This is a genomic window from Rhodanobacter koreensis, assembly GCF_054782855.1.
The window spans coordinates 430,090-456,181 of record NZ_BAAGRR010000002.1; the positions used below are offsets into that span (position 1 = coordinate 430,090).

The 26,092-nt window shown below is 62.5% G+C and carries 21 protein-coding genes and 6 tRNA genes; 17 read left to right on the plus strand and 10 right to left on the minus strand.

Features of this window, described 5'->3' with window-relative positions; genetic code table 11:
• Positions 1-333 precede the first annotated feature (333 nt).
• The 4 genes from ACYVKM_RS07795 to ACYVKM_RS07810 all read left to right on the plus strand — a co-directional run bounded on the left by ACYVKM_RS07795 (position 334) and on the right by ACYVKM_RS07810 (position 2,847).
• On the plus strand, positions 334-606 hold the full coding sequence (locus ACYVKM_RS07795) for an HU family DNA-binding protein (RefSeq protein ID WP_007511239.1): 273 nt from the start codon (positions 334-336) through the stop codon (positions 604-606).
• Positions 607-625: 19 nt separating this feature from the next.
• Positions 626-700 (plus strand) — tRNA-Val (locus ACYVKM_RS07800).
• Positions 701-709: 9 nt separating this feature from the next.
• Positions 710-786: transfer RNA gene (locus ACYVKM_RS07805), tRNA-Asp, on the plus strand.
• A 156-nt stretch (positions 787-942) separates the two neighbouring features.
• Positions 943-2,847: a SurA N-terminal domain-containing protein gene (locus ACYVKM_RS07810; RefSeq protein WP_460877039.1), complete on the plus strand. Its 1,905-nt coding sequence runs from the start codon at positions 943-945 to the stop codon at positions 2,845-2,847.
• Positions 2,848-3,036: 189 nt separating this feature from the next.
• Here the strand turns inward: ACYVKM_RS07810 and ACYVKM_RS07815 are convergent, their stop codons facing one another.
• Together ACYVKM_RS07815 and gloB are read right to left on the minus strand one after the other, a co-directional pair.
• On the minus strand, positions 3,037-4,056 hold the full coding sequence (locus ACYVKM_RS07815) for a LysM peptidoglycan-binding domain-containing protein (RefSeq protein ID WP_460877800.1): 1,020 nt from the start codon (positions 4,054-4,056) through the stop codon (positions 3,037-3,039).
• Positions 4,057-4,265: 209 nt separating this feature from the next.
• Positions 4,266-5,027 (minus strand): hydroxyacylglutathione hydrolase, encoded by a 762-nt coding sequence (gene gloB, locus ACYVKM_RS07820; protein WP_460877040.1) that lies wholly within the window; start codon positions 5,025-5,027, stop codon positions 4,266-4,268.
• A gap of 248 nt (positions 5,028-5,275) precedes the next feature.
• Here gloB and ACYVKM_RS07825 point away from each other — a divergent pair, with 248 nt between their 5' ends.
• From ACYVKM_RS07825 to dnaQ, 3 genes are read left to right on the plus strand one after another with little or no spacing between them, the layout of a single operon-like run.
• Positions 5,276-5,959, plus strand: coding sequence for a class I SAM-dependent methyltransferase (locus ACYVKM_RS07825; protein WP_460877041.1), 684 nt, complete (start codon positions 5,276-5,278; stop codon positions 5,957-5,959).
• A gap of 25 nt (positions 5,960-5,984) precedes the next feature.
• Positions 5,985-6,428 carry a ribonuclease HI gene (gene rnhA, locus ACYVKM_RS07830; protein WP_460877042.1) on the plus strand — a complete coding sequence of 148 codons (444 nt, stop codon included), beginning with the start codon at positions 5,985-5,987 and terminating at the stop codon, positions 6,426-6,428.
• A complete protein-coding gene (gene dnaQ, locus ACYVKM_RS07835; protein WP_460877043.1) occupies positions 6,425-7,129 on the plus strand; it encodes a DNA polymerase III subunit epsilon in 705 nt (234 codons plus the stop codon). The genes rnhA and dnaQ overlap by 4 nt, the downstream gene beginning before the upstream one ends.
• A gap of 298 nt (positions 7,130-7,427) precedes the next feature.
• Here dnaQ and ACYVKM_RS07840 read toward each other — a convergent pair.
• A tRNA-Ser gene (locus tag ACYVKM_RS07840) sits at positions 7,428-7,517 on the minus strand.
• A 110-nt stretch (positions 7,518-7,627) separates the two neighbouring features.
• Here ACYVKM_RS07840 and ACYVKM_RS07845 point away from each other — a divergent pair.
• Positions 7,628-8,329, plus strand: a complete 702-nt coding sequence (locus ACYVKM_RS07845) for a PP2C family protein-serine/threonine phosphatase (protein ID WP_460877044.1) — start codon at positions 7,628-7,630, stop codon at positions 8,327-8,329.
• A gap of 69 nt (positions 8,330-8,398) precedes the next feature.
• Here ACYVKM_RS07845 and ACYVKM_RS07850 read toward each other — a convergent pair whose 3' ends face one another.
• From ACYVKM_RS07850 to ppsA, 3 genes are all read right to left on the minus strand, one after another.
• On the minus strand, positions 8,399-9,772 hold the full coding sequence (locus ACYVKM_RS07850) for an OmpP1/FadL family transporter (protein ID WP_460877045.1): 1,374 nt from the start codon (positions 9,770-9,772) through the stop codon (positions 8,399-8,401).
• Positions 9,773-9,898: 126 nt separating this feature from the next.
• Positions 9,899-10,699, minus strand: coding sequence for a TetR/AcrR family transcriptional regulator (locus ACYVKM_RS07855; RefSeq protein ID WP_460877046.1), 801 nt, complete (start codon positions 10,697-10,699; stop codon positions 9,899-9,901).
• 310 nt (positions 10,700-11,009) lie between these two features.
• On the minus strand, positions 11,010-13,382 hold the full coding sequence (gene ppsA, locus ACYVKM_RS07860) for a phosphoenolpyruvate synthase (RefSeq protein WP_460877047.1): 2,373 nt from the start codon (positions 13,380-13,382) through the stop codon (positions 11,010-11,012).
• A 231-nt stretch (positions 13,383-13,613) separates the two neighbouring features.
• Between ppsA and ppsR the strand changes: the two genes are divergently transcribed.
• Together ppsR and ACYVKM_RS07870 are read left to right on the plus strand one after the other, a co-directional pair.
• Positions 13,614-14,429 carry a posphoenolpyruvate synthetase regulatory kinase/phosphorylase PpsR gene (gene ppsR / locus ACYVKM_RS07865; RefSeq protein WP_460877048.1) on the plus strand — a complete coding sequence of 272 codons (816 nt, stop codon included), beginning with the start codon at positions 13,614-13,616 and terminating at the stop codon, positions 14,427-14,429.
• Between the two features lie 26 nt (positions 14,430-14,455).
• Positions 14,456-14,917: a DUF1249 domain-containing protein gene (locus tag ACYVKM_RS07870; protein WP_460877049.1), complete on the plus strand. Its 462-nt coding sequence runs from the start codon at positions 14,456-14,458 to the stop codon at positions 14,915-14,917.
• A 71-nt stretch (positions 14,918-14,988) separates the two neighbouring features.
• Here the strand turns inward: ACYVKM_RS07870 and ACYVKM_RS07875 are convergent.
• From ACYVKM_RS07875 to ACYVKM_RS07885, 3 genes are all read right to left on the minus strand, one after another.
• Positions 14,989-15,065, minus strand: a tRNA-Asp gene (locus ACYVKM_RS07875).
• Positions 15,066-15,130: 65 nt separating this feature from the next.
• Positions 15,131-15,206: transfer RNA gene (locus ACYVKM_RS07880), tRNA-Glu, on the minus strand.
• Positions 15,207-15,215: 9 nt separating this feature from the next.
• Positions 15,216-15,291: transfer RNA gene (locus ACYVKM_RS07885), tRNA-Ala, on the minus strand.
• Positions 15,292-15,461: 170 nt separating this feature from the next.
• Between ACYVKM_RS07885 and ACYVKM_RS07890 the strand changes: the two genes are divergently transcribed.
• The 5 genes from ACYVKM_RS07890 (at position 15,462) to ACYVKM_RS07910 (ending at position 20,480) form a co-directional block, all read left to right on the plus strand.
• A complete protein-coding gene (locus ACYVKM_RS07890) occupies positions 15,462-17,228 on the plus strand; it encodes a cation:proton antiporter (RefSeq protein WP_460877050.1) in 1,767 nt (588 codons plus the stop codon).
• 162 nt (positions 17,229-17,390) lie between these two features.
• On the plus strand, positions 17,391-18,146 hold the full coding sequence (locus ACYVKM_RS07895; protein WP_460877051.1) for an FKBP-type peptidyl-prolyl cis-trans isomerase N-terminal domain-containing protein: 756 nt from the start codon (positions 17,391-17,393) through the stop codon (positions 18,144-18,146).
• 144 nt (positions 18,147-18,290) lie between these two features.
• Positions 18,291-19,634 (plus strand): UDP-glucose dehydrogenase family protein, encoded by a 1,344-nt coding sequence (locus ACYVKM_RS07900; protein WP_460877801.1) that lies wholly within the window; start codon positions 18,291-18,293, stop codon positions 19,632-19,634.
• Positions 19,631-19,852, plus strand: a complete 222-nt coding sequence (locus tag ACYVKM_RS07905; protein WP_460877052.1) for a SlyX family protein — start codon at positions 19,631-19,633, stop codon at positions 19,850-19,852. The genes ACYVKM_RS07900 and ACYVKM_RS07905 overlap by 4 nt, the downstream gene beginning before the upstream one ends.
• A gap of 31 nt (positions 19,853-19,883) precedes the next feature.
• The gene (locus tag ACYVKM_RS07910; protein ID WP_460877053.1) at positions 19,884-20,480 is read left to right on the plus strand and encodes a DUF2058 domain-containing protein; all 597 of its coding nucleotides are present in this window, start codon (positions 19,884-19,886) and stop codon (positions 20,478-20,480) included.
• A gap of 100 nt (positions 20,481-20,580) precedes the next feature.
• Here ACYVKM_RS07910 and ACYVKM_RS07915 read toward each other — a convergent pair whose 3' ends face one another.
• The gene (locus ACYVKM_RS07915; RefSeq protein WP_460877054.1) at positions 20,581-22,662 is read right to left on the minus strand and encodes a 3-hydroxyacyl-CoA dehydrogenase NAD-binding domain-containing protein; all 2,082 of its coding nucleotides are present in this window, start codon (positions 22,660-22,662) and stop codon (positions 20,581-20,583) included.
• A gap of 315 nt (positions 22,663-22,977) precedes the next feature.
• Here ACYVKM_RS07915 and ACYVKM_RS07920 point away from each other — a divergent pair, with 315 nt between their 5' ends.
• Both ACYVKM_RS07920 and ACYVKM_RS07925 read left to right on the plus strand, forming a co-directional pair.
• Positions 22,978-23,472: a hypothetical protein gene (locus ACYVKM_RS07920; RefSeq protein ID WP_460877055.1), complete on the plus strand. Its 495-nt coding sequence runs from the start codon at positions 22,978-22,980 to the stop codon at positions 23,470-23,472.
• Between the two features lie 12 nt (positions 23,473-23,484).
• Positions 23,485-26,046, plus strand: coding sequence for a GGDEF/EAL domain-containing response regulator (locus ACYVKM_RS07925; protein WP_460877056.1), 2,562 nt, complete (start codon positions 23,485-23,487; stop codon positions 26,044-26,046).
• Positions 26,047-26,092: the final 46 nt, after the last annotated feature.

Genomic DNA, 26,092 nt, shown 5'->3' on the forward strand with positions numbered 1-26,092 from the left:
GTCGATCGGGTATTCAAGATGGCTCTGCTTCGGCAGGGCTTTCTTGTTTGTGCATCATCGCTAACCAGTGAACTCATGCCGTAGCCCTCTGGCCTTCGTTTTGCAAGCGATTTCTTTCGCCGTGAATCGGCCGGAAACGTTGCTGTGGCTTGTGTTGCGGATTCCTGCAAGGCACTGGTATAAAGGCGCTACCGCAGTCCCGGCGTTACATCAGTCAGCGCAGCGATGCGGGGTTGCGTTACGGCGCCTAGTCAAGAGCCAACCATCCATGCCGACGTTGTCCAGTTCCTGGACGGACCACGTTTGGCGAAACCGAATAAGGGAGTTTTTTCAATGAATAAAACCGATCTGATCAATGCCATCGCCGAAAAGGCCGAGCTGACCAAGGCCGATGCCGGCCGTGCGCTCGAAGCCTTCTTCGAAACCGTGCAGAAGTCGTTGAAGAAGGGCGAGGACGTCTCGGTGGTGGGTTTCGGCACGTTCACCGTGCGCAAGCGCGCTGCTCGTACCGGTCGCAATCCGCGCACCAACGAAGCGATCAAGATCAAGGCTTCGAAAGTACCGGCTTTCAAGGCTGGCAAGACCCTCAAGGATGCCCTAAACTAAGCGGCTGACGCTTGGTTTCGGGTGCTTAGCTCAGCGGTAGAGCGTCGCCCTTACAAGGCGGTGGTCGTAGGTTCGATCCCTACAGCACCCACCAGAAAAATGCGGAGTGGTAGTTCAGTCGGTTAGAATGCTGGCCTGTCACGCCGGAGGTCGCGGGTTCGAGTCCCGTCCACTCCGCCACAGTTCGCAAGGGCGCCCGTGTGGCGCCCTTGTCATTTGAGTCAGACGTATTATTCGCCCGTGTCCTGAACAATCGAACGCGGGCTGTGAGGTGATGGCTGCCTCGCGTGCACCATGCGCATCACGCGCTTTCAACCACGTTGCGGGAAGATTTCGATGCTGCAGGCAATGCGTAACAAGATGCACGGATGGCCAGCCACCATCGTGCTGGGTCTCGCTGTTCTGGCAATGTCGCTGTTCGGCATGGAGAGCTACTTCATGTCGCGCTCGGATTCGTTCGTGGCGAAGGTCGGCAAGCATGAGATCAGCCAGCAGGATTATCAGAACCGGACGAACCAGTTGCGGCAGCAAATGAGCGCCGAACAGGGTGATCATTTCGACGCCAGCATCTTCGAGAAGCCCGAAACGAAGCAGAGCATCGTCGACGGTTTGATCGACCAGCAACTGCTGCTGCAGGCCAACGACGACTGGGGTCTGCGTGTCGCCGACCAGTCGGTGCGCGACTACATTGCCCAGATTCCCGCTTTCCAGGTCAACAATCAGTTCGACGCAAACAGCTATCGCGTATGGCTGCTCAGCCAGCGCAAGACGCCGGATATGTTCGAGGACGATATCCGTGCCTCCTTGGCGACGCAGTTGCTGCCAAGCGCAATCAATGACAGCACCATTATCAGCAATGAGCAGGTTGATCATTTCCTCGGGTTGCTTACCCAGCGCCGTGATGTGCGCTACTTCGTGTTGCCGCGCCCGGCTCTCAGCGACAACCAGGTCAGCGATGCGCAAATCGAAGCTTGGTACAAAGCCCATCTGGCCGACTACATGAATCCCGAGCAGGTCTCGGTGAAGTACATCGAGGTCGATGGCAGCAGCCTCAAGCCGAACGCCACGCCGAGCGACGACGAGCTGAAGAAGCGTTACGAGGAAGAGAAGCAGCGCTTCGTCCAGCCGGAACAGCGCCTCGTTTCGCATATCCTGATCAACGTGCCGGCCAATGCCACGCCGGATCAGCAGAAGGCAGCGCTGGCCAAGGCCGAAAAGATCGCCGCCGAGGCCAACCCCGGTAATTTCGCCAAGCTGGCCGAGCAGGATTCGGAGGATCTGGGTTCCAGGCGCCAGGGTGGCGGCCTGGGCTGGCTGGAAAAGGGCGTGACCAACGCGGCCTTCGATTCGGCTCTTTTCGCACTGCAGAAGGGCCAGATCTCCAAGCCGGTCCTGTCGCCGGATGGTTATCACATCATCTGGCTGCGGGACGTCCGCAGTGGCGAATCCAAGCCGTTTGCCGAAGTGCGCGACCAGCTGGTCAAGGAAGCCTCGGCGGCCGAACGTGACCGCGTGTACAACGAGGTCGCCGGCAAGATGTCCGACAACACCTATCAGAATCCGAGCTCGCTGGAACCGGCAGCAACGGCCCTGAACCTGCCCATCAAGAGCACGGCGTTGTTTTCGCGCAAGGGTGGCGAAGGTCTGGCGGCGAATCCGAAGGTTATCGCTGCGGCATTCAGTGATGACGTGCTGGTACAGGGCAACAATTCCGGTCTGATCGATCTCGGCAACGATCACTCGGTAGTGATTCACGTCGACAAGCACGTGGCGGCCGCTGCCCGCCCGCTGGCCGAGGTGCGTGCCGACGTACAGAAGAAGATTCTCGACGAACGCATTGCCGATGCCGAGAAGAAGCTTTCCGACGAGACCCTGGCACGCCTCGACAAGGGCGAGGCCATGCCGGCCGTGGCGACCGCGATGGGTGCCGAGCTCAAGAGCGTGAAGGAAGCGACCCGCCAAAGTACCGATGTGCCGGCGCCGCTGCTGACGCAGGCGTTTCTGTTGCCACATCCTGCTGCGGACAAGCCGCAGTTTGCCGCGGTGGACATGAAGGATGGCAGCTATGCGCTACTGGCCGTGGACAAAGTGCAGGATGGCGACCTGTCCAAGGTTCCGCCGGAGCAGCGTGACTCGCTGCGTCAGCAGATGAGCCAGGCCTATGGGGCCGAGGCAACGCGCGAACTGCTGGAGCTGCTCAAGGCAAATGCCAAGATCAAGATCAACAAGAACCTGATGTAAAACCTGCAGATTGGGTCTCGATGAACAGAGGGGCGGTCAATGGCCGCCCCTCTTTAATTTTGCCGGAGGCGGAGATCAGATAACAGTCATGCCGAAGATGCTGTAACCAGTATCGACATCGATGATTTCCGCCAGCGTGATCCGTGGACAGGGTTCTCGGGCGGCGTCTGTGATCGCTGGCAGGCTACGTCAGTGACTGCTGCTGATCTGCAGCACTTGACCCGGCTTCAGCGTGTTTCCATGCAGGTGGTTCCAGCGCTGCAGCTGTGTCGTGCTCACAGAATAGCGGTGGGCGATCTGCCACAGACTCTCACCACTCTGCACGGTGTGGGTTTTCTCACGTGTGCGAATAGCGGCTGGGGTGTTCGCTGTCGAGGTTTGTGGTGCCTGGTCGCCGTCACGGTCACGACTGCCGGCAAGGGACGCGCTGACGGTGCTGCTGTTCGCCTGGTCCAGCAAGGCATCGCGGAACTGCCGGGCATGACTGACAGGCAACAGCAGATACGACGAAGCGGAGGTGTCGATCGTGTCGCTGCGGAACGCCGCGTTGAGATCCTTCAGTGCATCCACCGACATGCCAGCGTGATCGGCCGCCAGTGCGATCGGCATGGAGCGGGGCATGGTCACCTGCACCAGATGCTGTTCGCTTGGCAGTGTTGGCAGGCTGACATGGAAGCGGGCCGGGTCACGCACCACGCAGGCCATCGCCAGCAATTTGGTCAGATGTTCACGAGTTACCTTGCGCACTGGCCATTTCGGAACCACCGGCTCATCCGCGGGCATGCCGTGCTGCTGGATGAGTTTCCTCACTGCGAACTCGCCGGCGTTGTAGGCGTAGTCGGTTACCCGCCAGTCCTGGAACTGGTCGTGGTATTGCTTGAGTAGTTTCATCACGGCGTTGGCGGCAGCAGGTACGTCGAGACGGCCGTCGTAATGCCCGTCGACGCGCAATCCCATCGAACCGGCCGTGACGGGCATGATCTGCCACATGCCGGCTGGCAGGTTCCGGCGACCCGGCACCGGACGGAAATGGCTTTCGACCCAGGGCAACAGTACGAATTCACCAGCCACGTTGTACTGCGCAGCCACCTGCTGCACGTAGACCAGTTGCGGCAATACCGCCTGTAACTGGCCCTCGAACTGCTGCGGGTTGTGGGTGTAGCGGTGCGCCCAGCTCAATACGCCGGGATCAGCATCACAATCGGCCATGGCAAAACTGCCGCGCAGCTGATCCCAGGCGTCCGTGGTCTGTGCCGTTATGGCGCCTGCATCGAGCGGAGTGACAGCGGGGGTATCCACGGTTACCGACGGCCGCGGCTCGGCGAGTTGTCGGTGTGGCGTCTGTGGAGGCACCCCGGCGCAGGCGGCCAGCAGGACCGACAACGCCAGCGGTAACATCTGAAGATGGCGCATCTTCATCAGCGGAATCCATCCTTGGCTTCGCGCACGGCGGCGAAACGCGCGATGCGGTCATTGCTGACGCCACGTTGCCGGCACCAAGCTGCAACTTCATCGGTGTCGACGCGCAGAAAAGGATTGGTAGCCAGCTCGCCGGCCAGCGCGACTGGCAAGGTGGGGCGAAGCTGTGCGCGTAGTGTCGCGACTTCCTCCAGTCGCCCGTGCAGCTCCGGATTTTCCGGTTCGACGGTGCGCGCAAAACGTCCGTTGGCCTCGGTATATTCGTGGCCGCCGCAAACCAGGGTTTCTCCGGGCAGTGCCGACAGGCGATCGAGCGATGCAAGCATCTGGGCCGGGCTGCCTTCAAACAACCGACCGCAGCCCAGACTGAACAAGGTGTCGCCACATAGCAGCAGGCCGGCGCCGATGTAGGCGACGTGGCTGAGTGTATGGCCCGGAATGGCGATCACGTCGAAGTGGACCCGTGGTGACGCCAGATCGATCGCATCGCCATCGCGTACCCGCGTGGTAGCTTCGCTGATGCGTTCGTCGTCCGGTGCGTACACCGGCACGGCATGATGCCTGCGCAGCTCGGCAGTGCCGCCGATGTGGTCGTGGTGGTGATGGGTCAGCAGGATGGCGTGCAGTTGCAGCTGGCGTGCAACCAGAGCCTGTTCCACTACCGCGGCATCGCCGGGATCGACGATGATGGCGTTGCCGCCATCATCGTGCAGCAACCAGATGTAGTTGTCGGCCAGGGCCGGTAACGGGACGAGATGCAAGGTTGAGCTCCGCTGCGTTTATAAGGAACATCCGACAAATCGGGTGTTGATCCTTTGGCGAACGACAGACGCAGCCATCCGGGGCGCGCATCAAGCGGCCGACTATAAAGAGGCTCGGCCGGTAGCTCGTTAGAAGATCGTTAATCTGGCGTTTGGTCGTTCAGCTGCGTGCGGCAGTTCCGTTTCGCCTGCTACCACTGGTCGCCAACCGCTACACTTCGAAAACAGATTGGAATCAGGCCTGCTGCATGCTTCAGCGCGATCACGACATCTATGCAAGTGCGCCATTGCGCCGATTGCTGGATGATCAGACGCGGGTAATGGCCACGGACCTGCAGCGCTGTTTCGGTACGCACGGCCTGCTGCTGAGTGCGGCTGCCGGCGACGCCCCCCTTGCGTTGCCATTGCTCGGGTGCTGGACACGCTTATGGGCACGCAACGACCGTTATCGGGGTGATCTGCATGCGGCAACCGACGAGCCGCTGCCATTCGTCGACGACGCGTTCGACCTGGTGTTGTTGCGCCATGCGCTGGAAGTCGTGCCATCTCCATCGGCTCTGCTTGCCGAGGCGATTCGCGTGCTTGCACCAGGTGGCGTCCTGGTGGTGACCGGTGTGCATCCACTCAGCGGCTGGGCGCCATGGTTCTGGTGGCATGCGCGGGGCAGGCAGCAAGTGCTGCAGGTGCCGTTGCAACTCAGCCACAGCCTGCAGCAGGCCGGGCTGCAGATGGAGCGGGCCGAGCGGGTGGGTCGCGTATGGCCTACCGGCTCACCCGCCGTGGGCGGCGTGAATGCATGGGGTGGCGGATATGTGCTGATAGCGCGCAAGCGGCGTCGCATGGCCACGCCGCTGCGAATCAAGGCGGTGCCTGTACGGGTACCGGTCAATAGCCGATTGTCGCCCGGTACGCGGCGCAGTTCGGCGCTGTGACTCTCAATGGAATCCGCGGAAAACAATGAGCGAAGTGGAAGCATTTACCGATGGTGCCTGTCTGGGCAATCCGGGACCGGGTGGCTGGGCTGCATTGCTGCGAGCGAAGGGCAGCGAACGCATGGTGGCCGGCGGTGACCCGGCTACCACCAATAACCGGATGGAGCTGATGGCGGCGATCGGCGCACTGGAGGCATTGAAACGGCCATGCCAGGTAACGCTCACCACCGATTCGCGCTATGTGATGCAGGGCATCGAGGAGTGGGTGCCGAAGTGGCGTGCGAACGGCTGGCGTACCGCCGACAAGAAACCGGTGAAGAACCAGGATCTGTGGCAGCGCCTGTCCGCGGCGGTCAGCACACATCAAGTGCGCTGGAAGTGGGTGAAGGGCCATAACGGTCACGCCGAGAATGAACGGGTCGATCAGGCCGCGCGTGAGCAGGCCGAACTGATGAAGGGTGCGGCATGAGGCAGATCGTTCTCGATACGGAAACCACCGGGCTCGAAGTTCGTCAAGGCCATCGACTGATCGAAATTGCCTGTGTCGAGATGGTCGAGCGCCGCCTTACCGGCCGGCATTACCAGACATATCTCAACCCGGATCGTGCCATCGACGAGGGAGCGCGGCAGGTCACCGGCATCGCCGACGAATTCCTGCTCGACAAGCCGCATTTTGCCGAAGTGGTGGACGAGTTCCTCGCCTTCATTGATGGCGCCGAGCTGATCATCCACAACGCGAGCTTCGATGTCGGGTTTCTCGATGCCGAGCTGGCACGGCTGGATGATGGCCGTGGCCGGATCGTAGATCGCTGCAGTGTGCTCGACACATTGGCGATGGCGCGCGAGCGCTACCCAGGTCAGCGCAACAATCTCGATGCGCTGTGCAAGCGACTGGGCGTGGACAACTCGCGGCGTGATCTGCACGGTGGCCTGATCGACGCGCAATTGTTGGCTGATGTCTATCTGGCGATGACCTCGGGGCAGGAGGCCTTCGATCTGGGTTTTGCTGGCACGACCGAGCAGCGTGACACGGCGGTTATCGCGCCAGTGGTGTTGCATGCACGTCCACGCGTCCTGCGTGCGTCGCCGGAAGAACTGGCCTTGCATGAGCAGAGACTGGACGCGCTGGACAAGAGTGCGGGTGGAGTGAGTGTTTGGCGGGTGGGGTGATTTTTGCTGGAGAAGCACAAGGCGTCGTGTTTTCTACGTAGCAATGTGCGGGGTGGTGGGATTGTTCGGCCCATCCTTGGGCCGAACCCCTTCGTTACGCTACGGGGCCAGCCATTCGGTTGTCCAAATTCGTTCCGGACGAATTTGTCGACTGCGAAGGCAGGATGCCGGAGCGAACGTCGGCGCAGCCGACGGCCCGAAGGGCGAGGCACGGGAGTGCCGGGTAACCGGTGGGTTCTCATCCCCGCCGTCACCATCAGAAAAGCAAAACGCCCCACGAGGGGGCGTTTTGCTTTTCTGGCGGAGAGGGTGGGATTCGAACCCACGGTACGCTTACACGTACGCCTGATTTCGAGTCAGGTACATTCGACCACTCTGCCACCTCTCCAGTGGGTTGCATGGTGCTCATGCGAGCCGGGAATCATACGCGAGAGGACTTGCCGTGACAACAAGCGGTAGTTCCGGCATGCTGCAACAGCTCGCCTTACCTGAAAGCCCATGATCGAATTCGGACACGGAACACATGTCGGTTTGCGCCGCACGCGCAATGAGGATACCTATTACGCCGACGCTTCACTCGGCCTGTTCCTGGTGGCCGATGGCATGGGCGGACACCAGCATGGCGAGGTTGCGTCGGCGCTGGTGCGTGACGCTGTGGTTGATCTGGTCAGTCGCGGGCACAGTCTGATTGAGGCGGTGCACGGAGCGGCCGAAAGGCTGCAGTCGCGCGTTCGCCCCAGCTTCGACGTGCTGCCTATGGGCACCACGATTGCGGCATTGCGGCTGACCGCCGATGGCTATGAAGTCGCCTGGGTCGGCGACAGCCGGATTTACATGTGGAAGCATGAGTTGCGGCAGATAAGCCACGATCACTCGCTGGTGCAGGCGCTGGTCGAGGCAGGTCAGCTCGATCCGGTACAGGCATCACAGCATCCGCAGCGCAATGTGCTTACCCAGGCACTCGGGGTGACCGCAGCGGAGCAGTTGCATATCGGAATGGCGCGCGGTCAGCTCGAGCCCGGCATGGGTTTCCTGCTGTGCAGCGACGGGTTGACGGAGGGCGTCAGCGACGCCTCGATCGCGCGTACGGTCGCGCGTACCGATCTGGCGTCGCAGGAATGTGTCGACCAGCTGTTGCTCAGTGCACTCGATGGCGGCGGCGACGACAACATTACCGTGATCATCGCACGCGCCAGTTGACGTCGTATCGCAGATAGAAAAGACAAGGGCCGCGTACGCGGCCCTTGTCTTTTACGGGTACGGCATTGCTCAGAAGCGATAGGTGCCCGTCAGGCTGACCACATCGCCATGGTCGTCGAAGGTGCCGTCCATGGTGCCTGCACCCAGCAGAGCGGGATTGGTCAGATCGACTCGCGTCTTGCCCACGAACTGGTGCTGGTAGCCGAGGTCGAATGCGAAGTGCTCGCTGGCCTGGTAGCCCACGCCAAGACCGAGCAGTCGCCGGGAGCCGTCGGGAATGCGTGGATCGCGGCTGACGATGTTTGTCGGGGTTTCGTCATAGCCCACGCCGGCACGCAGCGTCCACTGCTCAGTCAGCTTGTAGTCGCCACCGATCGCATACATCATGCTGTCCTTGTACTTCTGTGGCAGGTCGACGATCTGTTGCCCGCTGGACATGAGGGCCAGATTCTCGAAACTGGACCAATCCGTCCATTTTGCGGTTGCAGCGAGGCTGAAGCGGTCATTGATCACATGCAGCCAGTCCAGGCTGGCGAAAGCCGGAGTATTGAGCTGGGCGCTGGCGGAACCGCCGGCAGGATTCAGCGTCGGGCCACCGAACAACGGGGCAAGGCTCAGCAGGCTAATGCCGGTCGCGCTACCGTACAGGTTGTAGGTGCCGGTCAGCGTCTGCTGGACGCGTGAGTGGTAGCTCAGGCCCAAACTGTCCTGCGTGGTGGGCTTCCATTCAAAGCCACCGAAGTAGCCGAAAGCCATCTTCTTTTTGACGTTGACGTTGAGCTGCACGTCGGCGCTCTGCGGTGCAAACAACGGAATGCCGGACAACGCATCGGCGGCGCCCGCTGCGTCGATCATGGAGTTCAGCTGTGCCTTGGTGCGCTGGCCGAGGATGCCCAGGCCGACCGAGAATTCATCGTTGACCTTCAGGCCTGCCGAGAAGCTCACAGCGATCGACTGTAGGCTGGTCTTGGTGCCGAAATAACGGCCCTGCCACGTCGGGTTGTACTCGCTGACCAGGCCGTACGGTACCGTGAGGCTGCCGCCAAGGGTCAGGCGATCATTGACTGGTGCGGCGAAGGCCATGTTCGGGAACGGAATGAACTTGCCGAACCCATTCGGGTTGTTGCCGGTGGTCGGGTTGCCCTGTGAATCCCTGAACTGTCCCTGGAACTCTGCGCTCGGACGGATGCCGGTGCCGGTCACCTGCAGCACGGGTGCGGTGAAGAACGCCATGGCTGCCGGATTGTTGTAAACCGCCGTCGGGTCGTTGGGGAACAGCGAGCCACCCGCATTGGCACGTGCCCAGCCGGCGGCATTGTCCGTAGGCAGCTGGAACGAACCGGCTTCGGCGCGCAGCGGGATCGTCAGTGCGGCAGCCACGGCCAGGGCGAGACTGGCCTGGGTGCCGAAACGGGTAAAGCGTTGCAGGGTATGACGGTTCACGGTGGTTCTCCTGTGATGGCAGTCTGGGGTGGGTGCCCACAGAATGGTCGGTTTCTGATTTGGGACTGATGTGGCTGGGGCAGTCGCCGACAATGTCGGCAGTTACGATGGCTGGTAGTGGATTTCTTAGGAGGCCAGCCTTCCTTCCTTTATCCATTGCTGGTCGTCGAGCGTGCCACCGGGCTCGTGGCGTGGCGTGATGGCCAGCTCCGTGTTGGCGATCGCGGTGTGAAGATCGAGTTGCAGTACCCGTTCGATCAGCTGGATCTGTTCCGGGCTGTCATAAGGGGCGGTGAGTATGGGGGATATCAGCGAGATCAGCCGCGCCAGCAGTTCGGCGTCGTTGATCGCTTCGCCCTTGCTGATGCTGGCGATCAGTTCCTGCATGTCCTCGCCCGCAAGCATGCCGGACAGCGCCTTCAGCGCGAAATGCAGGCGCAGCCCGAGCTCGTGGCGCGGTAGCGCGGGCAGGGCGCGCGAGAAGGCCTCAAAGAATCGTCCGGAGATCGATCGGTAATGCTCCTGCAGATAGCCGTGGATGAAGGGGGAGGGGTCGCTGTAGACCCGGCCGAGCAGACGCATGAAGGCAGGCCCCGACGTGCTGCCATGGCTGAGCCGGAACGCTGGTACGAACAGCATGCCGAGCACGGTCGTGGCATCCAGGCCTTCGGGGTTCAGCTGCTCGCAGGCGCTGAGCAGTTGCAGGCGTTCGCGGTTGAGTCGATCCAGGCGTTGCGACAGCAACTCCTGCATCAACGCCTCCTTGCTGCCGAAGTGATAGTTCACGGCGGCGAGATTGGCGCCGGCTCGTGCCGTGATGTGACGCAACGACATCGCCTCGTAACCCCGGTCGATAAACAGCCATTCGGTGGCTTCAAGCAACCGTTTGCGGGTATCGCTGTGGCCGTGGCGCTGAGTCGTACTCAAATGGTGTGCCCCAGGGTGAGTGTCGGTAATGGCGCTGACACCTGCTTCAAATATTGGATTGAAACGTGTGTATGAACGCTACCGATGGCGTCTCGCTGGGGCAAGTTGCAGTGCACGATCGGCGCGGAAGGCGAGGGGATTCGCAAGAAATAACGTAACGCCAGGACTCGCTGTCCCTTGCCGGACAACGAATAACTAACGAAGCGAAGGCGGTTCCGGAAGAGCCCATGGAATGAGAAGGGCCGGATGATTCCGACCCTTTATGTTGCGCTGCAATGTCAAATATGCCCGGCTGGAAGGGGAGAACGGTTCACTCAGCCTTCTTTTTAGCCAATCGCAGCCAAGTATCAACCACGGTATCGGGGTTCAGCGACAGCGATTCGATTCCCTGTTCCATCAGCCACTCGGCAAGGTCCGGGTGGTCACTGGGGCCTTGGCCGCAGATGCCGATGTACTTGCCCTTGGCACGAGCGGTCTTGATCGCCATCGAAAGCAGCTTCTTCACCGCCGGGTCGCGTTCGTCGAACAGGCTGGCGACGATGCTGGAATCGCGATCGAGGCCGAGGGTGAGTTGGGTGAGGTCGTTGGAGCCGATCGAGAAGCCGTCGAAGATGTCGAGGAATTCATCGGCGAGCAGGGCGTTCGACGGCACCTCGCACATCATGATGACTTTCAGCTCGTGCTCGCCCTGCTTGAGGCCGTTCTTTGCCAACACCTCGATCACTTTGCGGCCTTCGCCCAGAGTGCGCACGAACGGGATCATCACCCAGACGTTGCCGAGGCCCATCACCTCGCGCACGCGCTTGACCGCCTTGCACTCCAGCCCGAACGCTTCGGCGAAGCTCGGGTCGACGTAGCGGCTGGCGCCACGGAAACCGATCATCGGATTCTCTTCGTGCGGCTCGTAATGCGAGCCACCGAGCAGGCCGGCGTATTCGTTCGACTTGAAGTCGGACAGCCGCACGATCACCGGCTTCGGATAGACCGACGCGGCGATGGTGGCGATGCCCTCGGCGAGGCGGTCGACGTAGAACTCGACCGGACCCGGGTAGCCGGCGATGCGCTCGTCGATCTTTGCCTTGGTCTCGGCGTCCTGCTTGGCGTATTCCAGCAAGGCCTTCGGATGCACGCCGATGTGGCTGGCGATGATCATCTCAAGCCGGGCCAGGCCGATACCGGCGTTCGGCAGCATGCCGAAATCGAATGCCCGTTCGGGGTTGGCCACGTTCATCATGATCTTCAGCGGTGCCTCGGGCATGTCACCCAGATCGGCAGTGACGCGCTCGAACTTCAGGATGCCCTCGTAGATCGTGCCGGTATCGCCTTCGGCGCAGGACACGGTGACATCGGCGCCGTCGGGAATCTTGTCCAGCGCATTGCCGGTACCGACCACGGCCGGGACACCCAGCTCGCGAGCGATGATCGCCGCGTGGCAGGTGCGGCCACCGCGGTTGGTGACGATCGCCGAGGCGCGCTTCATCACCGGCTCCCAGTCGGGATCGGTCATGTCGGCGATCAGCACGTCGCCCGGCTGCACCTTGTTCATGTCGGCCAGCGAGCGGATCACGCGCGCCTTGCCGGCACCGATCTTCTGGCCGATCGAGCGGCCCTCGGCCAGCACCTTGCCCTTCTCGCTGAGGTGGAAGCGTTCGAGCTGGGTGGCGTGCGCACGCGACTTCACTGTCTCCGGACGCGCCTGCACGATGTACAGCTTGCCGGTGTTGCCGTCCTTCGCCCACTCGATGTCCATCGGGCGGCCGTAATGCTTTTCGATGATCAGCGACTGGCGCGCCAGCTCCTGCACGTCCTCGTCGTTGATGCAGAACTTGTTGCGCAGTCCGGCCGGCGTGTCCTCGGTCTTCACGCGTTCGCCGGGGGCGCTGGAATAGACCATGCGCAGCTGCTTGGCACCGAGATTCCGGCGCAGCACGGCGGGCTTGCCGGCGTTCAAGGTGGGCTTGAACACGTAGAACTCATCCGGATTGACTGCACCCTGCACGACCATTTCGCCGAGGCCGTACGAGCCGGTGACGAACACCACGTCGCGGAAGCCGGACTCGGTGTCCAGCGTGAACAGCACGCCGGAAGCGCCGACGTCGGAGCGCACCATCAGCTGCACGCCGGCGGAGAGGAACACATCCTCGTGCTTGAAGCCCTGGTGCACCCGATAAGCAATGGCGCGGTCGTTGTACAGCGAGGCGAAGACTTCCTTCACCTTGTGCAGCACGTCGTCGATGCCGACCACGTTGAGAAAGGTTTCCTGCTGGCCGGCGAACGACGCGTCCGGCAGATCCTCGGCCGTGGCGGAGGAGCGTACGGCGACGGCGATATCGTCGGCACCGGCGTCCTTGCACAGCTTGATGTAGGCCGTGCGGATCGCCTGTTCGAGTTCGGCGGGCAGGGCGGTGTCGACGATCCAGCCGCGGATCTCCTTGCCGGCCGCCACCAGGGTGTCGACGTCGTCGACGTCGAGCGAGGCGAGGCGATCCTGGATGCGCTTGGCCAGACCGCTCTTCTCCAGATACTGCTGGAACGCATCCGCGGTGGTGGCAAAACCGCCCGGCACGGAGACACCGAGCTTGGCCAGGTTGCCGATCATCTCGCCGAGTGAGGCGTTCTTGCCGCCGACCTTGCCCAGGTCAGTCATGCGCAGCGAATCGAGCCAAAGCACCAAATCGTTCAAGGGTGTCTCCTCAAGGGCTTTCAATGGATAACGGTATGGATGCATCAGGCAGACCCGAAGCGGGCCGCAAAGGACTGGTATTGTCCGCTGCCGATGATGCGCAGCACAAGAAGACCATTGCTCCGGGATGCCATTCCAACGGCATACCAGTCAGCCAACGGTCAATCGGCGACAGCGTTTTGCGCTTGGGTTATGGTGCAGGTGAACGCATTCCAGCAACCAGGCTCCTGTATGCAGCGAACGGTTTTCTTCATCTCCGACTCCACTGGTATTACCGCAGAGACGATCGGTAACAGCATCCTGGCCCAGTTTGAGGGCGTGCAGTTCGACAAGCATCGGTTGCCATTCACCGACAACGTCCACAAGGCGGAGGCGGCCGCGTTGCGCATCAAGACCAACTATGCGCAAAGCGGACAACGCCCGATCGTGGTCAATACCATGGCCGAGCGTGCGCTGTGCGACATCGTTGCCACCAGCGGTGCACTGATGCTGGACGTGTTTGCACCGTTCATCGGTCCATTGGAAGAGGAGCTGGCGACCAGGCGTTCGGGTGCGGTCAATCGCTCGCACGGCATGGTCGATTACGACAAGTACGAGGCACGCATCAACGCAACCAACTATGCGCTTTCCCACGATGACGGCATGGACGTGGATTATTCCCAGGCCGATTTGATCCTGGTCGGGGTGTCGCGTTCGGGCAAGACGCCGACCTGCCTGTACATGGCCTTGCATTACGGCGTCAGTGCCGCCAACTATCCGCTGACCGACGAGGACCTGGAGAAACTCGAGCTGCCGATACGCCTGCGTCCCTATCGGGACCGGCTGTACGGGTTGACCATCGATCCGCAGCGGCTGGCGCAGATCCGCGAGCAGCGTCGTGCCGGCAGCCGCTATGCGACCCTGAAGCAATGCCGCTGGGAGCTGGAGCAGGCGGACCGCCTGATGCGTCAGGCCGGCATTCCCAGCCTCAACACCACGCACGTGTCGATCGAGGAGATCGCGAGCAAGATCTTCGACCGCTTCGGTATCGAGCGGACCATGTTCTGATTGTCGATGGAGTTGCCGCACCTGTCATGAGCGCTGTACTGGATAATCGCAACAGCTTGTTGCCGGGACGTTTCGAGTTCCTGATGGGACTCTACGCGGAGAACTATCATCGGCTGACACGGCTGTTCGCGCCGCAGCAACTCGCGCCAGGTCGCTATGTCTCCGACGTCGACGATGGACTCGACGTCCACCTGCATGTGCAGGAATGCCATCCGTATACGCTGGAACTCGAGCTTACCTACGACTTCGTCGATACCCATACGGGCCAGCGCGCGCCATCCGCGCAGTTGCGCATGTATACCGATGCGCATGTGGCCGAGGCGCTGCATTGCCATCCGGGGCGACACCTGTGGCAGGTGCTGGGGCCGTTTACTCCGGTGCACACGGTGTTCCAGCATCGCTTGCGCATGAACGGATTTCTCTCGCGCTGGCTGGAATATCTGGTGGAGCAGGGGCATTCCACCGGCACCTTGCGACAGGAAGAGTGATCCACGCATTCGTGCGATATGACCAAACAGCGGACAACAAAAAACCCGCGCAAGGCGGGCTTTCCGTTGAGTGGCGGAGCGGACGGGACTCGAACCCGCGACCTCCGGCGTGACAGGCCAGCATTCTAACCAACTGAACTACCGCTCCACATTTCCTGCAGCTACAACTTCCAGCTTCAACCTGTTTCGCATCGCTGCGATTGCGGGCCAACTTGGCGTCCCCACGGGGATTCGAACCCCGGTCGCCACCGTGAAAGGGTGATGTCCTAGGCCTCTAGACGATGGGGACTTATCAAGTTGGTGGAGCCAGGCGGGATCGAACCGCCGACCTCCTGCATGCCATGCAGGCGCTCTCCCAGCTGAGCTATGGCCCCGCCGCTGGAAGCCAGAAAGAATAGGTCGGGGTCGGATATCCGTCAAGCTTTTTTTCACAAATGGCGGGCGGCAGGATCAATGTTCGTCGATGGCTGCAGCAGATCGCCACGCAAGATGTCGATCGTGGTTCGTTTAAGCTGCAATGATCCTGCGCTTGACGAGTTGATGCATGCACGAAATCGGTTTCATTCGCGATCTTGCCATGGTGATGCTGGTGGCTGGCGCCACCACGATCCTGTTCCAGCGCCTGCGTCAGCCGGTGCTGCTGGGTTACATCCTGGCTGGCGTGCTGATTGGTCCGCATACGCCAGGCATGCTGGTGGCCGATCCGCGCGCGATCGATGACATCTCCAATCTGGGCGTGGTGTTGCTGATGTTCACGCTGGGATTGGAGTTCAGCGTGCGCAAGCTGCGCGAGGTCGGCATCGGCGTGCTGGCCGTGGCGGTAGGCGAGGTCGGCCTGATGTTGTGGATCGGCGTCGGCATCGGTGGCCTGTCCGGCTGGAAGGGCATGGATGCGCTGTTTCTCGGTGCGATCGTTTCGCTGTCGTCGACCATGGTGGCCACCCGTACCCTCCGGGAAGGTGGTCAGCGGCATCGGCGCTTTGCCCAGCTCGTGGTGGGCCTGCTGGTCGCCGAGGACATGCTGGCGATTGTCATGCTGACCCTGCTGACGGCGGTGGCGATCGGTGGTTCGGTACAGGCGGAGGCGGCGTTCACGCTGATCGGCCATCTTGGGCTGTTCGTGGTGGTGGGGATGATCGTCGGCCTGCTGCTGCTGCCGCGGCTGGTCGATTACGTGGCCGGTTTCGGTCGTGATGAAACGCTGTTGGTCAGTGTGCTGGGCATCTGCTTCGGCGCCAGCCTGCTGGCGGCCTGGATGGGTTTCAGCGTGGCGCTGGGAGCGTTCCTGGCAGGTGCGGTGGTGGCCGAGTCGCGCAGTGTGGGGCGCGTGCTGCACCTGGTCGAGCCGTTGCGCGACATGTTCGCGGCGCTGTTTTTCGTGGCGATCGGCTTGAAGATCGATCCCTCGATGCTGGTGCACTACGCGCTGCCGGCGCTGTTGATCGCGGTCGCCGTGATTGTCGGCAAGACGCTGGCATGCAGTCTGGGCATCTTCGTGGTCGGTCACGATGCGCGCACGGCGCTGCGCTCGGGCCTGGGCATGGCGCAGATCGGCGAATTCTCGTTCGTGATCGCCACGCTCGGGCTCTCGCTTGGCGTGATCAGCGATTTCATCTATCCGATCGCGGTGGCGGTGTCGGTACTGTGCATGGCCGCATCGCCCTATCTGACGCGATCGGCGGACGGTCTGGCAAACGGTCTCAGCCGGGTGACGCCGCGTTCGGTCCGGCTGCTCGCGACCAGTTACAGCGGCTGGCTGGAAAATCTCAAGCCGGTCAACGAGAACGCGGCGATCGCAGCCATCTTCCGCCGGTTGCTGTGGCACATCGCTATCAATGTGCTGCTGGTGGTGGCGCTGTTCATGGCCGGTGCCTATGTCAATGCGCACAACTGGAGCTGGTTCACGACGTTCGGGATCAACCGCGACCTGCGGCATACGCTGATCTGGGCCTGCGCCCTGTTCCTGTCCTTGCCGATGCTGATTGCGGTGTACCGCAAGGCCGAGGCGCTGGGCATGTTGCTGGCCGAGATCGGCATACGAGAACGATTTGCGGGGTCATACACCCAGGCCATCCGCAACGTGCTGGCCCGGATCATTCCGCTGGCGACCCTGCTCGGGCTGGCCGTACTGGTGAGCGTGCTGGGCTCGACTATTCTGCCGCCGCGCAGCATCGCGCTGTCGCTGGTGGTGATCGGCGTGCTGCTGGCGGTCGTCCTGTGGCGCAGTCTGGTGCAGATGCACGCACGCCTGCAGGCGGCGTTGAAGGAAACCCTTAACAAACCCGGGCCATCCACGGGTGGTCACGACTGATCGGCCGGTCACGGTAACGTTGCAATGAACCTTTATGCTGACTGACGGTCGGAGCCTTGCAACGTTGCCAAGACCGGACAAGCACCGCACAATGCGTGGCCTGCCTCCATCGGGGGGGCCCGGCCGGCAACGCCGGCATATCCAAACACGAGGGAGTTCCGAATGAAGCAATTTCTGCGTCCCACGCTGACGGCGGCCGCGATGGCCGTGGCGCTGGGCATGACTGCGGGCGCATACGCTCAGGCTGCCAAGACCAGCACCGCCGCCACGGGCACGGTTGACAAGGCCAAGGCGAGCTATGTGGTGGGTTGGGAAATCGCTTCCCAGGTTCCGCCGATCATGCGTGATGAACTGGACGCTGCTGCCGTCGGCCGTGCCGTGCAGGCCGCGCTGTCCGGTCAGAAGCCGACCATGAGCGAAGCCGAAGCCAAGCAGGTGCATGACGCGTTCATGGCCAAGATCCAGGCCAAGTACCAGGCCGAAATGACCAAGCTCGGCGTCAAGAACAAGGCTGACGGCGAAGCCTTCCTGGCCAAGAACAAGACCGCTCCGGGCGTGAAGACCACCGCTTCGGGCTTGCAGTATCAGGTGCTCAGCCAGGGTACGGGTGCCCGTCCGGGTCCGAACGACACGGTTGAAATCAACTATACCGGCACCTTCATTGACGGTACGGTGTTCGATGCTTCCGCCAAGCATAACCCGCCGGGCGCGGCCAAGATTCCTCTGGCTGGCGTGATTCCGGGCTTCCGCGAAGGTCTGCAGCTGATGCAGGTCGGTGGCCACTACAAGCTGTTCATTCCGTCGGCCCTGGCCTACGGTGCCGAACCGCAGCCGCCGATGCAGCCGAACCAGACGCTGATCTTCGACGTGACCCTGGTCAGCACCGGCCCGACGCCGGCTGGAGCTGAAGGCAAGTAAGCGCAGCTCTAACAGCGCTACAAGTCGGAGGGGCGCGAAGCGATTCGCGCCCTTTCGTTTTTGAGGGCCATGGATGCCATGCCATCGCTGCTGCCCGGTTAGAATAGGCGGCTCACACCGCAAGGGAATGGTCGCACCACCATGATGAAGGTCACTATCTTCGGTACCGGCTATGTCGGACTGGTCACCGGCGCCTGTCTGGCCGAGATGGGCAACCACGTGATCTGCGTCGATGTCGATGCGGCCAAGATCGCACGCCTGAAGCGCGGCGAGATTCCGATCTACGAGCCGGGTCTGGAATCGATCGTCAGGCGCAACCACGCCAGCGGTCAGCTTGATTTCACCGTCGACGCGGCTCCCGCGATCGCGCATGGCGAGGTGATCTTCATCGCCGTCGGCACGCCGCCGGACGAGGATGGCAGCGCGGACCTGAAGTACGTGCTGGCAGTGGCCGGAACCATTGGCCGGCATCTGGATCGCTACACCGTGGTGGTGAACAAGTCGACCGTGCCGGTGGGCACGGCGGACCGGGTGCGTGAGGCTGTGACGTCGGAACTGGCCGCACGCAACGCCACGATCGGGTTCGACGTAGTGTCCAATCCGGAGTTTCTGAAGGAAGGTGCGGCGGTGGAAGACTGCCTGCGACCGGATCGCATCATCGTGGGTGCTTCCAGCGAGCATGCGGTGGCCGTGCTGCGCAAACTGTATGGGCCGTTCAACCGCAATCACGAGCGCATGGTGGTGATGGACGAGCGCTCGGCCGAGCTGACCAAATACGCCGCCAATGCGATGCTGGCGACGAAGATCAGCTTCATGAACGAGATCGCGAATATCGCCGAGCGCGTCGGTGCCGATGTGGAACTGGTGCGCCAGGGCATCGGTTCGGATCCGCGGATCGGCTATCACTTCATCTATCCGGGTGCAGGTTACGGCGGCTCGTGCTTTCCCAAGGACGTGCAGGCGCTTGAGCGTACTGCGCGCAGTCATGGTTACGACGCGCACCTGCTCGGCGCTGTCGAGGCGGTGAACCTGCAGCAGAAGGCCAAACTGTTTGAGCTGATCTCGCGCCACTTCGATGGCCAGCTGAAGGGCAGGACGGTCGCGTTGTGGGGACTGGCGTTCAAGCCGAACACCGACGACATGCGCGAGGCTTCCAGTCGCCAGTTAATGGAGGCGTTATGGGCGGCGGGCGCGAAAGTGCGCGCGTTCGATCCGGAAGCGCGTGAGGAAGCCCTGCGTCTGTACGGCCAGCGTGACGACCTGGTGCTGTGCGAACACGCTTACGATGCTCTTCATGGCGCCGATGTGCTGGCCGTGGTCACCGAGTGGAAGGCGTTCCGCAGTCCGGATTTTGCGCGGATCCGCGCCGTACTGACCGAGCCGGCGATCTTCGATGGTCGCAATCTTTACGATCCCGCGGCGGTGGAGGAGGCCGGTCTGGCCTACTACGGTATAGGCCGTGGCCGCAGCCTTCGGGTGCCCCGATGAATACAAGTGACACCATCGTGCAACGGCTTGACGAGATGGAGGTAAAGCTGACCTTCGTCGATGACACCGTGCAGGAACTGGCGACTGCGGACGCCAATTTGGCGCTGCGCATTGCCTCACTCGAGCGCGCCTTGCGCGAGCTGCGTGGCGAACTCTCGGCGATGCGCGTTGCGCAGGCGGATGACCCGCACAACGAGCCTCCGCCTCCGCATTACTGATTCAACCGATCACCGACCACGGATCATTCTCATGGCCGATTCCCTGCGCGATCAGCTTCTCAAGAGCGGTATCGTCAAACAGGTTCAAGTAAACCGGGCTCAGGCAGACCGGCCCCGCGAAGATCGGCGACCTGCAACGTCATCGTCTGGCAAGACTGCGCGCAAGGGCGGCAAGCCGCATGTCCCGTCGCAGACTTCGCGGCCGCCGCGGCAGAGCCAGGAAGACATCGATCTGGCCAGGGCTTATGCGATACGCGCACAGACCGAGGCCAGTGAGCGCAAGCGCGTCGAGCAGGAAGTGGCGGAGCAGGCCCGGCTGCGCCGCGAGCGCAAGCTGAAGATCCAGCAATTGCTCGACGGCAAGGTGTTGAACAAGGCCGAAGCCGACCAGCCGCGCAATTTCGAATACGGCGGCAAGATCCGCCGGGTGCATGTCGATGCGGTGCAGCTGGCTGCGCTCAATGCTGGTGAGCTGGGCGTGGTGCAGCAGGGTGGTCGCTACCTGCTGGTCAGCCGCGAGATCGCCGAACAGGTGCGCGATATCGATGCGCGGCAACTGGCACTGCTGGTCGATCCCGGCGCGACTGGCGTGGGTGACGATGGCGTTCCCGACGACTTGATGTGGTGATAGCGGCCGTGACTTCGGTCGGGCAACGCCCATGAAGCATGTGTAAATAAAAACGCCCGGTCATGCCGGGCGTTTTCATTGTTGGACGACTGCAGGGTGATCAGCTCGCTGTTACGACAGGCAGCTCGAAGCCGCTCTGTGCCAGCGCCGGATGATCCCAGCCATTCTTCGGCTTGAAGCGGTCACCATAACGCTGGGCCAGCTGCTCCAGTTTCGCCTTGAGCTTGTCGGTGCCTTCGCTGCGTGCGTACTGGATCGGGCCGCCGCGGAAGGGGGCAAAACCGGTGCCGAAGATCACGCCGGCATCGAGCAGGTCGGCATCGTCGACCACGCCGTCGGCGAGGCAGGCGATGGCCTCGTTGACCATCGACAGGATCATGCGCTCCTGCAGGTCCGGCGGCATCACATACTCCTTGTCGACCTCGGGTTTTATCGGTTTGCCGTCCTGCCATACGTACAGGCCTTGACCATCCTTCTTGCCGCGTTTCCCGGCCTCGAGCTTGCCGTCCAGGCCCGGCGGCACTTCCAGGCCGAGGAAGGGTGCCAGTTCCTTGCCAACCGACGCACAGACATCCAGACCCACGGTGTCGGCCAGTTCGATCGGTCCCATCGGCATGCCGAACTTCTTCGCTTCGCGATCCAGCACCGGACCGGGCACGCCTTCGCTGTAAAGCCGCATGGCTTCGAGCAGGTAAGGCATCAGGATGCGGTTGACCAGGAAGCCGGGCGTACCCTTGACCGCCACCGGCAGCTTGCCGATCGCCTTGCAGAAGGCGAGGGCCCGTTTCTCGATGGTCGGGTCCAGCTGGTCGTGCCGCACCACCTCGACCAAGGGCATCTGCGCCACCGGATTGAAGAAGTGCAGGCCGAGGAAGCGTTGCGGCGCCTTGAGGTTCCTGCGCAGCTCGTCCAGCGGGATGCTGGAGGTATTGCTGGCGAGGATCTCGTCGGTCTGGAACTGCGGTTCGAGATTGGCGTACAGCGCCTCCTTCGCCTCGGCGCTCTCGAAGATGGCCTCGATGGCGAGATCGGCCGTGGCCACGCCCTTGCCTTCGACATCGGCGCGCAAACGCCGGGCGGTTTCCTCGACCTTCTCGGGAACCTTCAGTTTTTTCTCGTAGAGCCGGCGGGCCCGGTCCAGCGCGGGCTGGATGAATTTCATCTCGCGATCCTGCAGGGTCACATCGAAACCCTTGAACGCAGCCCATGCCGCGATATCGCCACCCATCACGCCGGCACCGACCACATGCACATGCTTGATGCCAGGATCCACGCCGCTACCCTGGGCCTTCAACCGTTCCTGCAGGAAGAAGATGCGGATCAGATTCTGCGTGGTGGGGGTTTTTGCCAGCTTCGCTACCGAGCGTGCCTCCAGCTTCAGTCGCTGCTGGATGCTGGAGCCACCGCGCTTCCACACCTCGATCATCGCGAACGGGGCAGGGTAATGCTCCTTGCGCACCTTGGCTGCGGTCTGTTTGAGCACCATCGGGGCAAGGATCTGCCGGGCCAGCCAGGTATTGCTGGCCCAGGCCTTGGCGCGCCGTGTGAACGGATGTGGCTGCGGCCGACGCAGCAGCAGGCGTGCTTCGACCAGCAGTTCTTCCGGGCGGGCCAGACGATCGACCACGCCCAGTGCCAGCGCGCGTCCGGCTGACAACGACTTGCCGGTGAGCATCAGTGGTAGCGCCTCGGTAGCGCCGATCAGGCGAGGCAGGCGCGCCGTACCGCCCCAGCCGGGGTGAATGCCAAGCATCACCTCGGGCAGTGCGATCCGGGTCTTGTCGTCGTCGGCCGCGATACGCTGGTGGCAGGCCAGGATCAGTTCGGTACCCCCGCCCATGCAGGCGCCGTGCACGGCTGCCACCGTGGGGCAGGGCAGGCGCGCGAGCGATTCGTACACGCGCTGGCCATGCTCGATGTTTTCCAGCACGGTGTCGTGCTTTGCATAATCGACGAAAGCCTTGATGTCGGCGCCTACCGCAAAGCCTGCCGGCTTGGCCGAATGGATGACGACGCCGGCCGGCTTTTCGATCGCCAGCCGCTCGACGATCTGTTCGAGTTCGTCCAGTACCGCGCGGGAAATGGCATTGACGCTGCTGTCGGCACGGTCGAGAGTCAGCGTGACGATGCCGTCGTCACCTTCGCTGGTCTTCCAGTGGTTGAAGCGCAGTCCTTCGAACATGGCGGGTACGGGGTGATGGAGGAGGTCTGAACCATACCGTCCTGCTGCCGTGATTGCGAGATGTGACGGCCGTGCTTGACCGGGCCCGAAGGCGGGTATGAAATCGCATAATCACCTGGAACCTGGCCTGCCGGGCACAACAGGCTGATCCGGGACATCGGGGAGCGAGCTGCCTGACTGGACAATGGAGCGGTCCGGCGTGGTTCAATGAGTCGCGCCACGGTCGGGACGGATTCTCATGGATTGGCGGCTCCGGTCGAGGATCGATCCGGTTTCATCATGGCACTACCACAGGCACTGCAGGACGGGGACCCAATGACTTCCGTGATGGCCTCCGCCCCACCGCAAGCCGGAGCTGAAATCTTTGAGCGCATCCTGGCTGCACCCAGCGGCCTGGTCGTGCTGGACAGCAAGGATGTGCACGCGCTGATCGACCAGTTCCGCACCCTTGCCCGGCACACCGGTCAGGCAGTCTACCTGTGGCAGCCCGATACCGGCCTGGGCAGCCTGCGCGATGCTCACGTGCGGGTGCCGGATTGTCAGCGGCTTGGCAATGCACTGCGCTACATGCAGCAAAGCATGCATTTCGGTGTCTATTTCCTGATCGGGCTGGAACTGCCGTTGTCGGCGATGGATGCCACCTTGCTGCGCCAGCTGGCCCGCGCGCCGAAGGAGCATCTGCGGCGTGTCGTATTGATCGATGCACCGGCGACGTTGATCGAGCACCTGGGCAAGGTGGCGGCACGGGTGAGCAGCGAAGACAGTCAGCCGCGGCGCCTGCGCCTGCGCGATGGCCGTTGGCTGGTCTGAGGCAGAGCGCGCATGAACTCAGGCATCCTGGTGGTCGCTGCCCAGCGCGAATTGCGCCGCGGCCTGTTCGACGCGCTGGATCAGGCGGGTTATCCGCAGATCCACAGCGCGCGTGACGTATCGCATGCGGCCATCCTGCTCGAGGGCCGCCCTCCGTTGCCGCCGCTGCAGCTGATGGTCGTGGTATTGACTGGCGATCGGGCGCAGGCGCTGAGTGTCTGCGAGCAGTTGCGCCGATTGCCCGGTGGGTCCGATACGCCGCTGATCGTGGTGCTGGCCGAGGAGGCGACGATCAGTCCGACCGACCTGCCGCCCGGCATTACCGACTGGTTGTCGGCTGCCCAGATCGGCACCGAGCTGGTGGCGCGCTGGCGCCGCTCGCAGACAGGGAGGCAGGCGCGGCACAAAACGCCTGTACCCGTCAGCGATGTGCATGAGGACTACCGCTATGTATTCGAGGAAGGCAACAGCGAATGGCTGATTGTCGACGCTCAGACCCGCTGCCTGCTTGAAGTCAGTCCGACGGTGGCCAGGCACAGTCGCCTGCATGCCAGCCAGTGGGAAGGATTGCCGTTGTCCGACGTGCTGCGGTTCGAGGGCATCGCGCTCGAACAGGTGCTGGCAGAAGCCAATCGCAACTGGTACCCGTGCCAGCGCAAGTCGGCACAGGGTGCCGATACCGGGCAGGCCAGTGCGCGACGCATCCGTCATGGCGGGCGTGATGCGCTGGCGCTGATGTTCCGCAGCGATCGCGCCGATCTGCGTGCCGAGGCGGCCCTGTCCCTGCTGTCACGCATCTTCGCCTCGAGCAGTGGCGTCGATGCGCAGGGTGCGGCCGGTCGCCTGCTGTTCGACGAACTGGGACTGGACTACCTGGCCGTCTGGTCGACACGCCAGGATGGCGCCGAAGGGCCGGCGCAGCTGCTGCAGTTGTGGAACGGCGATGATCCGGCATGGCCACCAGCGCACGCGCAGAGCTCGCTGCAGCTGGTGCTGGGTGGCAAATCCATTCTTTATCGGACCGACGCGAAGCGGCTGGCACCGATCGACCCGCTGGTGCAGCAGCTCGATCTGGCTGGATTCGCCGGCTTGCCGCTGTACGACGAAAGGCACACGGTGCTCGGTGCCATGCTGGCCGGCAGCCGTCGGGGATTCGGTGAAATGGGTATCACCGAGCCGGTACTGCGTTGCTCCGCAGCCCGTTTTGCGCAGGTGCTGGAACTGGGGCGCACACGCGAGCAGGGACGCGCGGAAGGTCTGGTCGATGCATTGACCGGATTGCCGAACCGGCTGCTGTTCAATGACCGGCTGGACACGATCATCCGCGAGGCGATCCGCAACGGCGAGTGTTTCGCGATGCTGTTCGTCGATCTCGATCGTTTCAAGGCGATCAACGACACCCATGGTCATGCCGCCGGTGACCAGGTACTGCGGACAGTGGCACAGCGCCTGTGCAGCAGCATCCGCGCGTCCGATACGGTGGCGCGTTATGCCGGCGACGAGTTCACCATCGTGTTGCGGCATATCGTCAAGAACGAGGATGTGCTGCGCGTAGCCGAAAAGATCGTGCAGGTGATGGAGACGCCGCTGTACCTCGAGGACGGCACCGAACTGCAGGTCACCGCATCGATGGGCCTGAGCTTCTTCCCGGACGATGCCGGTGATGCACAAACCCTGCTCGAACACGCCGATGAGGCGATGTACGCCGCCAAACATCTCGGCCGCAACAATTTCCAGATCTACGAAGTAAGTCCAGAGTACGCCCAGGAACACGGCATGGCGTTGAAGACCCGCCTGCGCCACGCCGAAGGCAATGGCGAGCTGCGGGTTGTCTACCAGCCCCAGGTCGACGCCGAGAGCGAGGACATTGTCGGCATGGAGGCCCTGGTGCGCTGGGAACACCCGGAACTGGGCATGATCAGTCCGGCCGTGTTCATTCCGTTGGCCGAAGAGAGCGGCCTGATCGTCTCGATCGGCGAATGGGTGATGCGTACAGCCTGTCGCCAGGCAAAGGAGTGGGAACAGCTCTACGGATTGCGCCTGCGCCTGGGCGTGAATCTGTCGGCGGTGCAGCTGATGGAACCCAGGCTGTTGGATACCGTGACCACGGTACTGCGCGAGACCGGCCTGGACCCCACCCTGCTGGAGCTGGAAATCACCGAGAGCATCAGCATCAAGCAGGCACCCAACCTGGTCGAGAACCTGCATGGGCTGCATCGGCTGGGCTGCCATATCGCGATCGACGACTTCGGCACCGGCGCGGCGTCGCTGGATTACCTGCGCCGACTGCCGGCCGACCGCATCAAGATCGACCAGAGCTTCGTGCGCAATATCGGCGTCGATCCCGACGACGAGGCGATCGTGCGTGCCACCATCGAGATGGCGCATCGGCTGAAGCGTGCCGTCGTGGCGGAAGGCGTGGAAATCGAACAGCACCTGCAGTTCCTGCGCAACCATGGCTGTGACGAGTTGCAGGGTTATCTGTTCTGCCGCCCGCTGCAGCCGGTCAGCTTCGACAAGTTGCTGGCCGAGCGGCAGCGCCTGCTGGATGTGCAGGTGGCCGAAACGGCTTGAGCCGCGGACAGGCGGCCCCATAACTGGCATGGATCCTCTCTCTGGC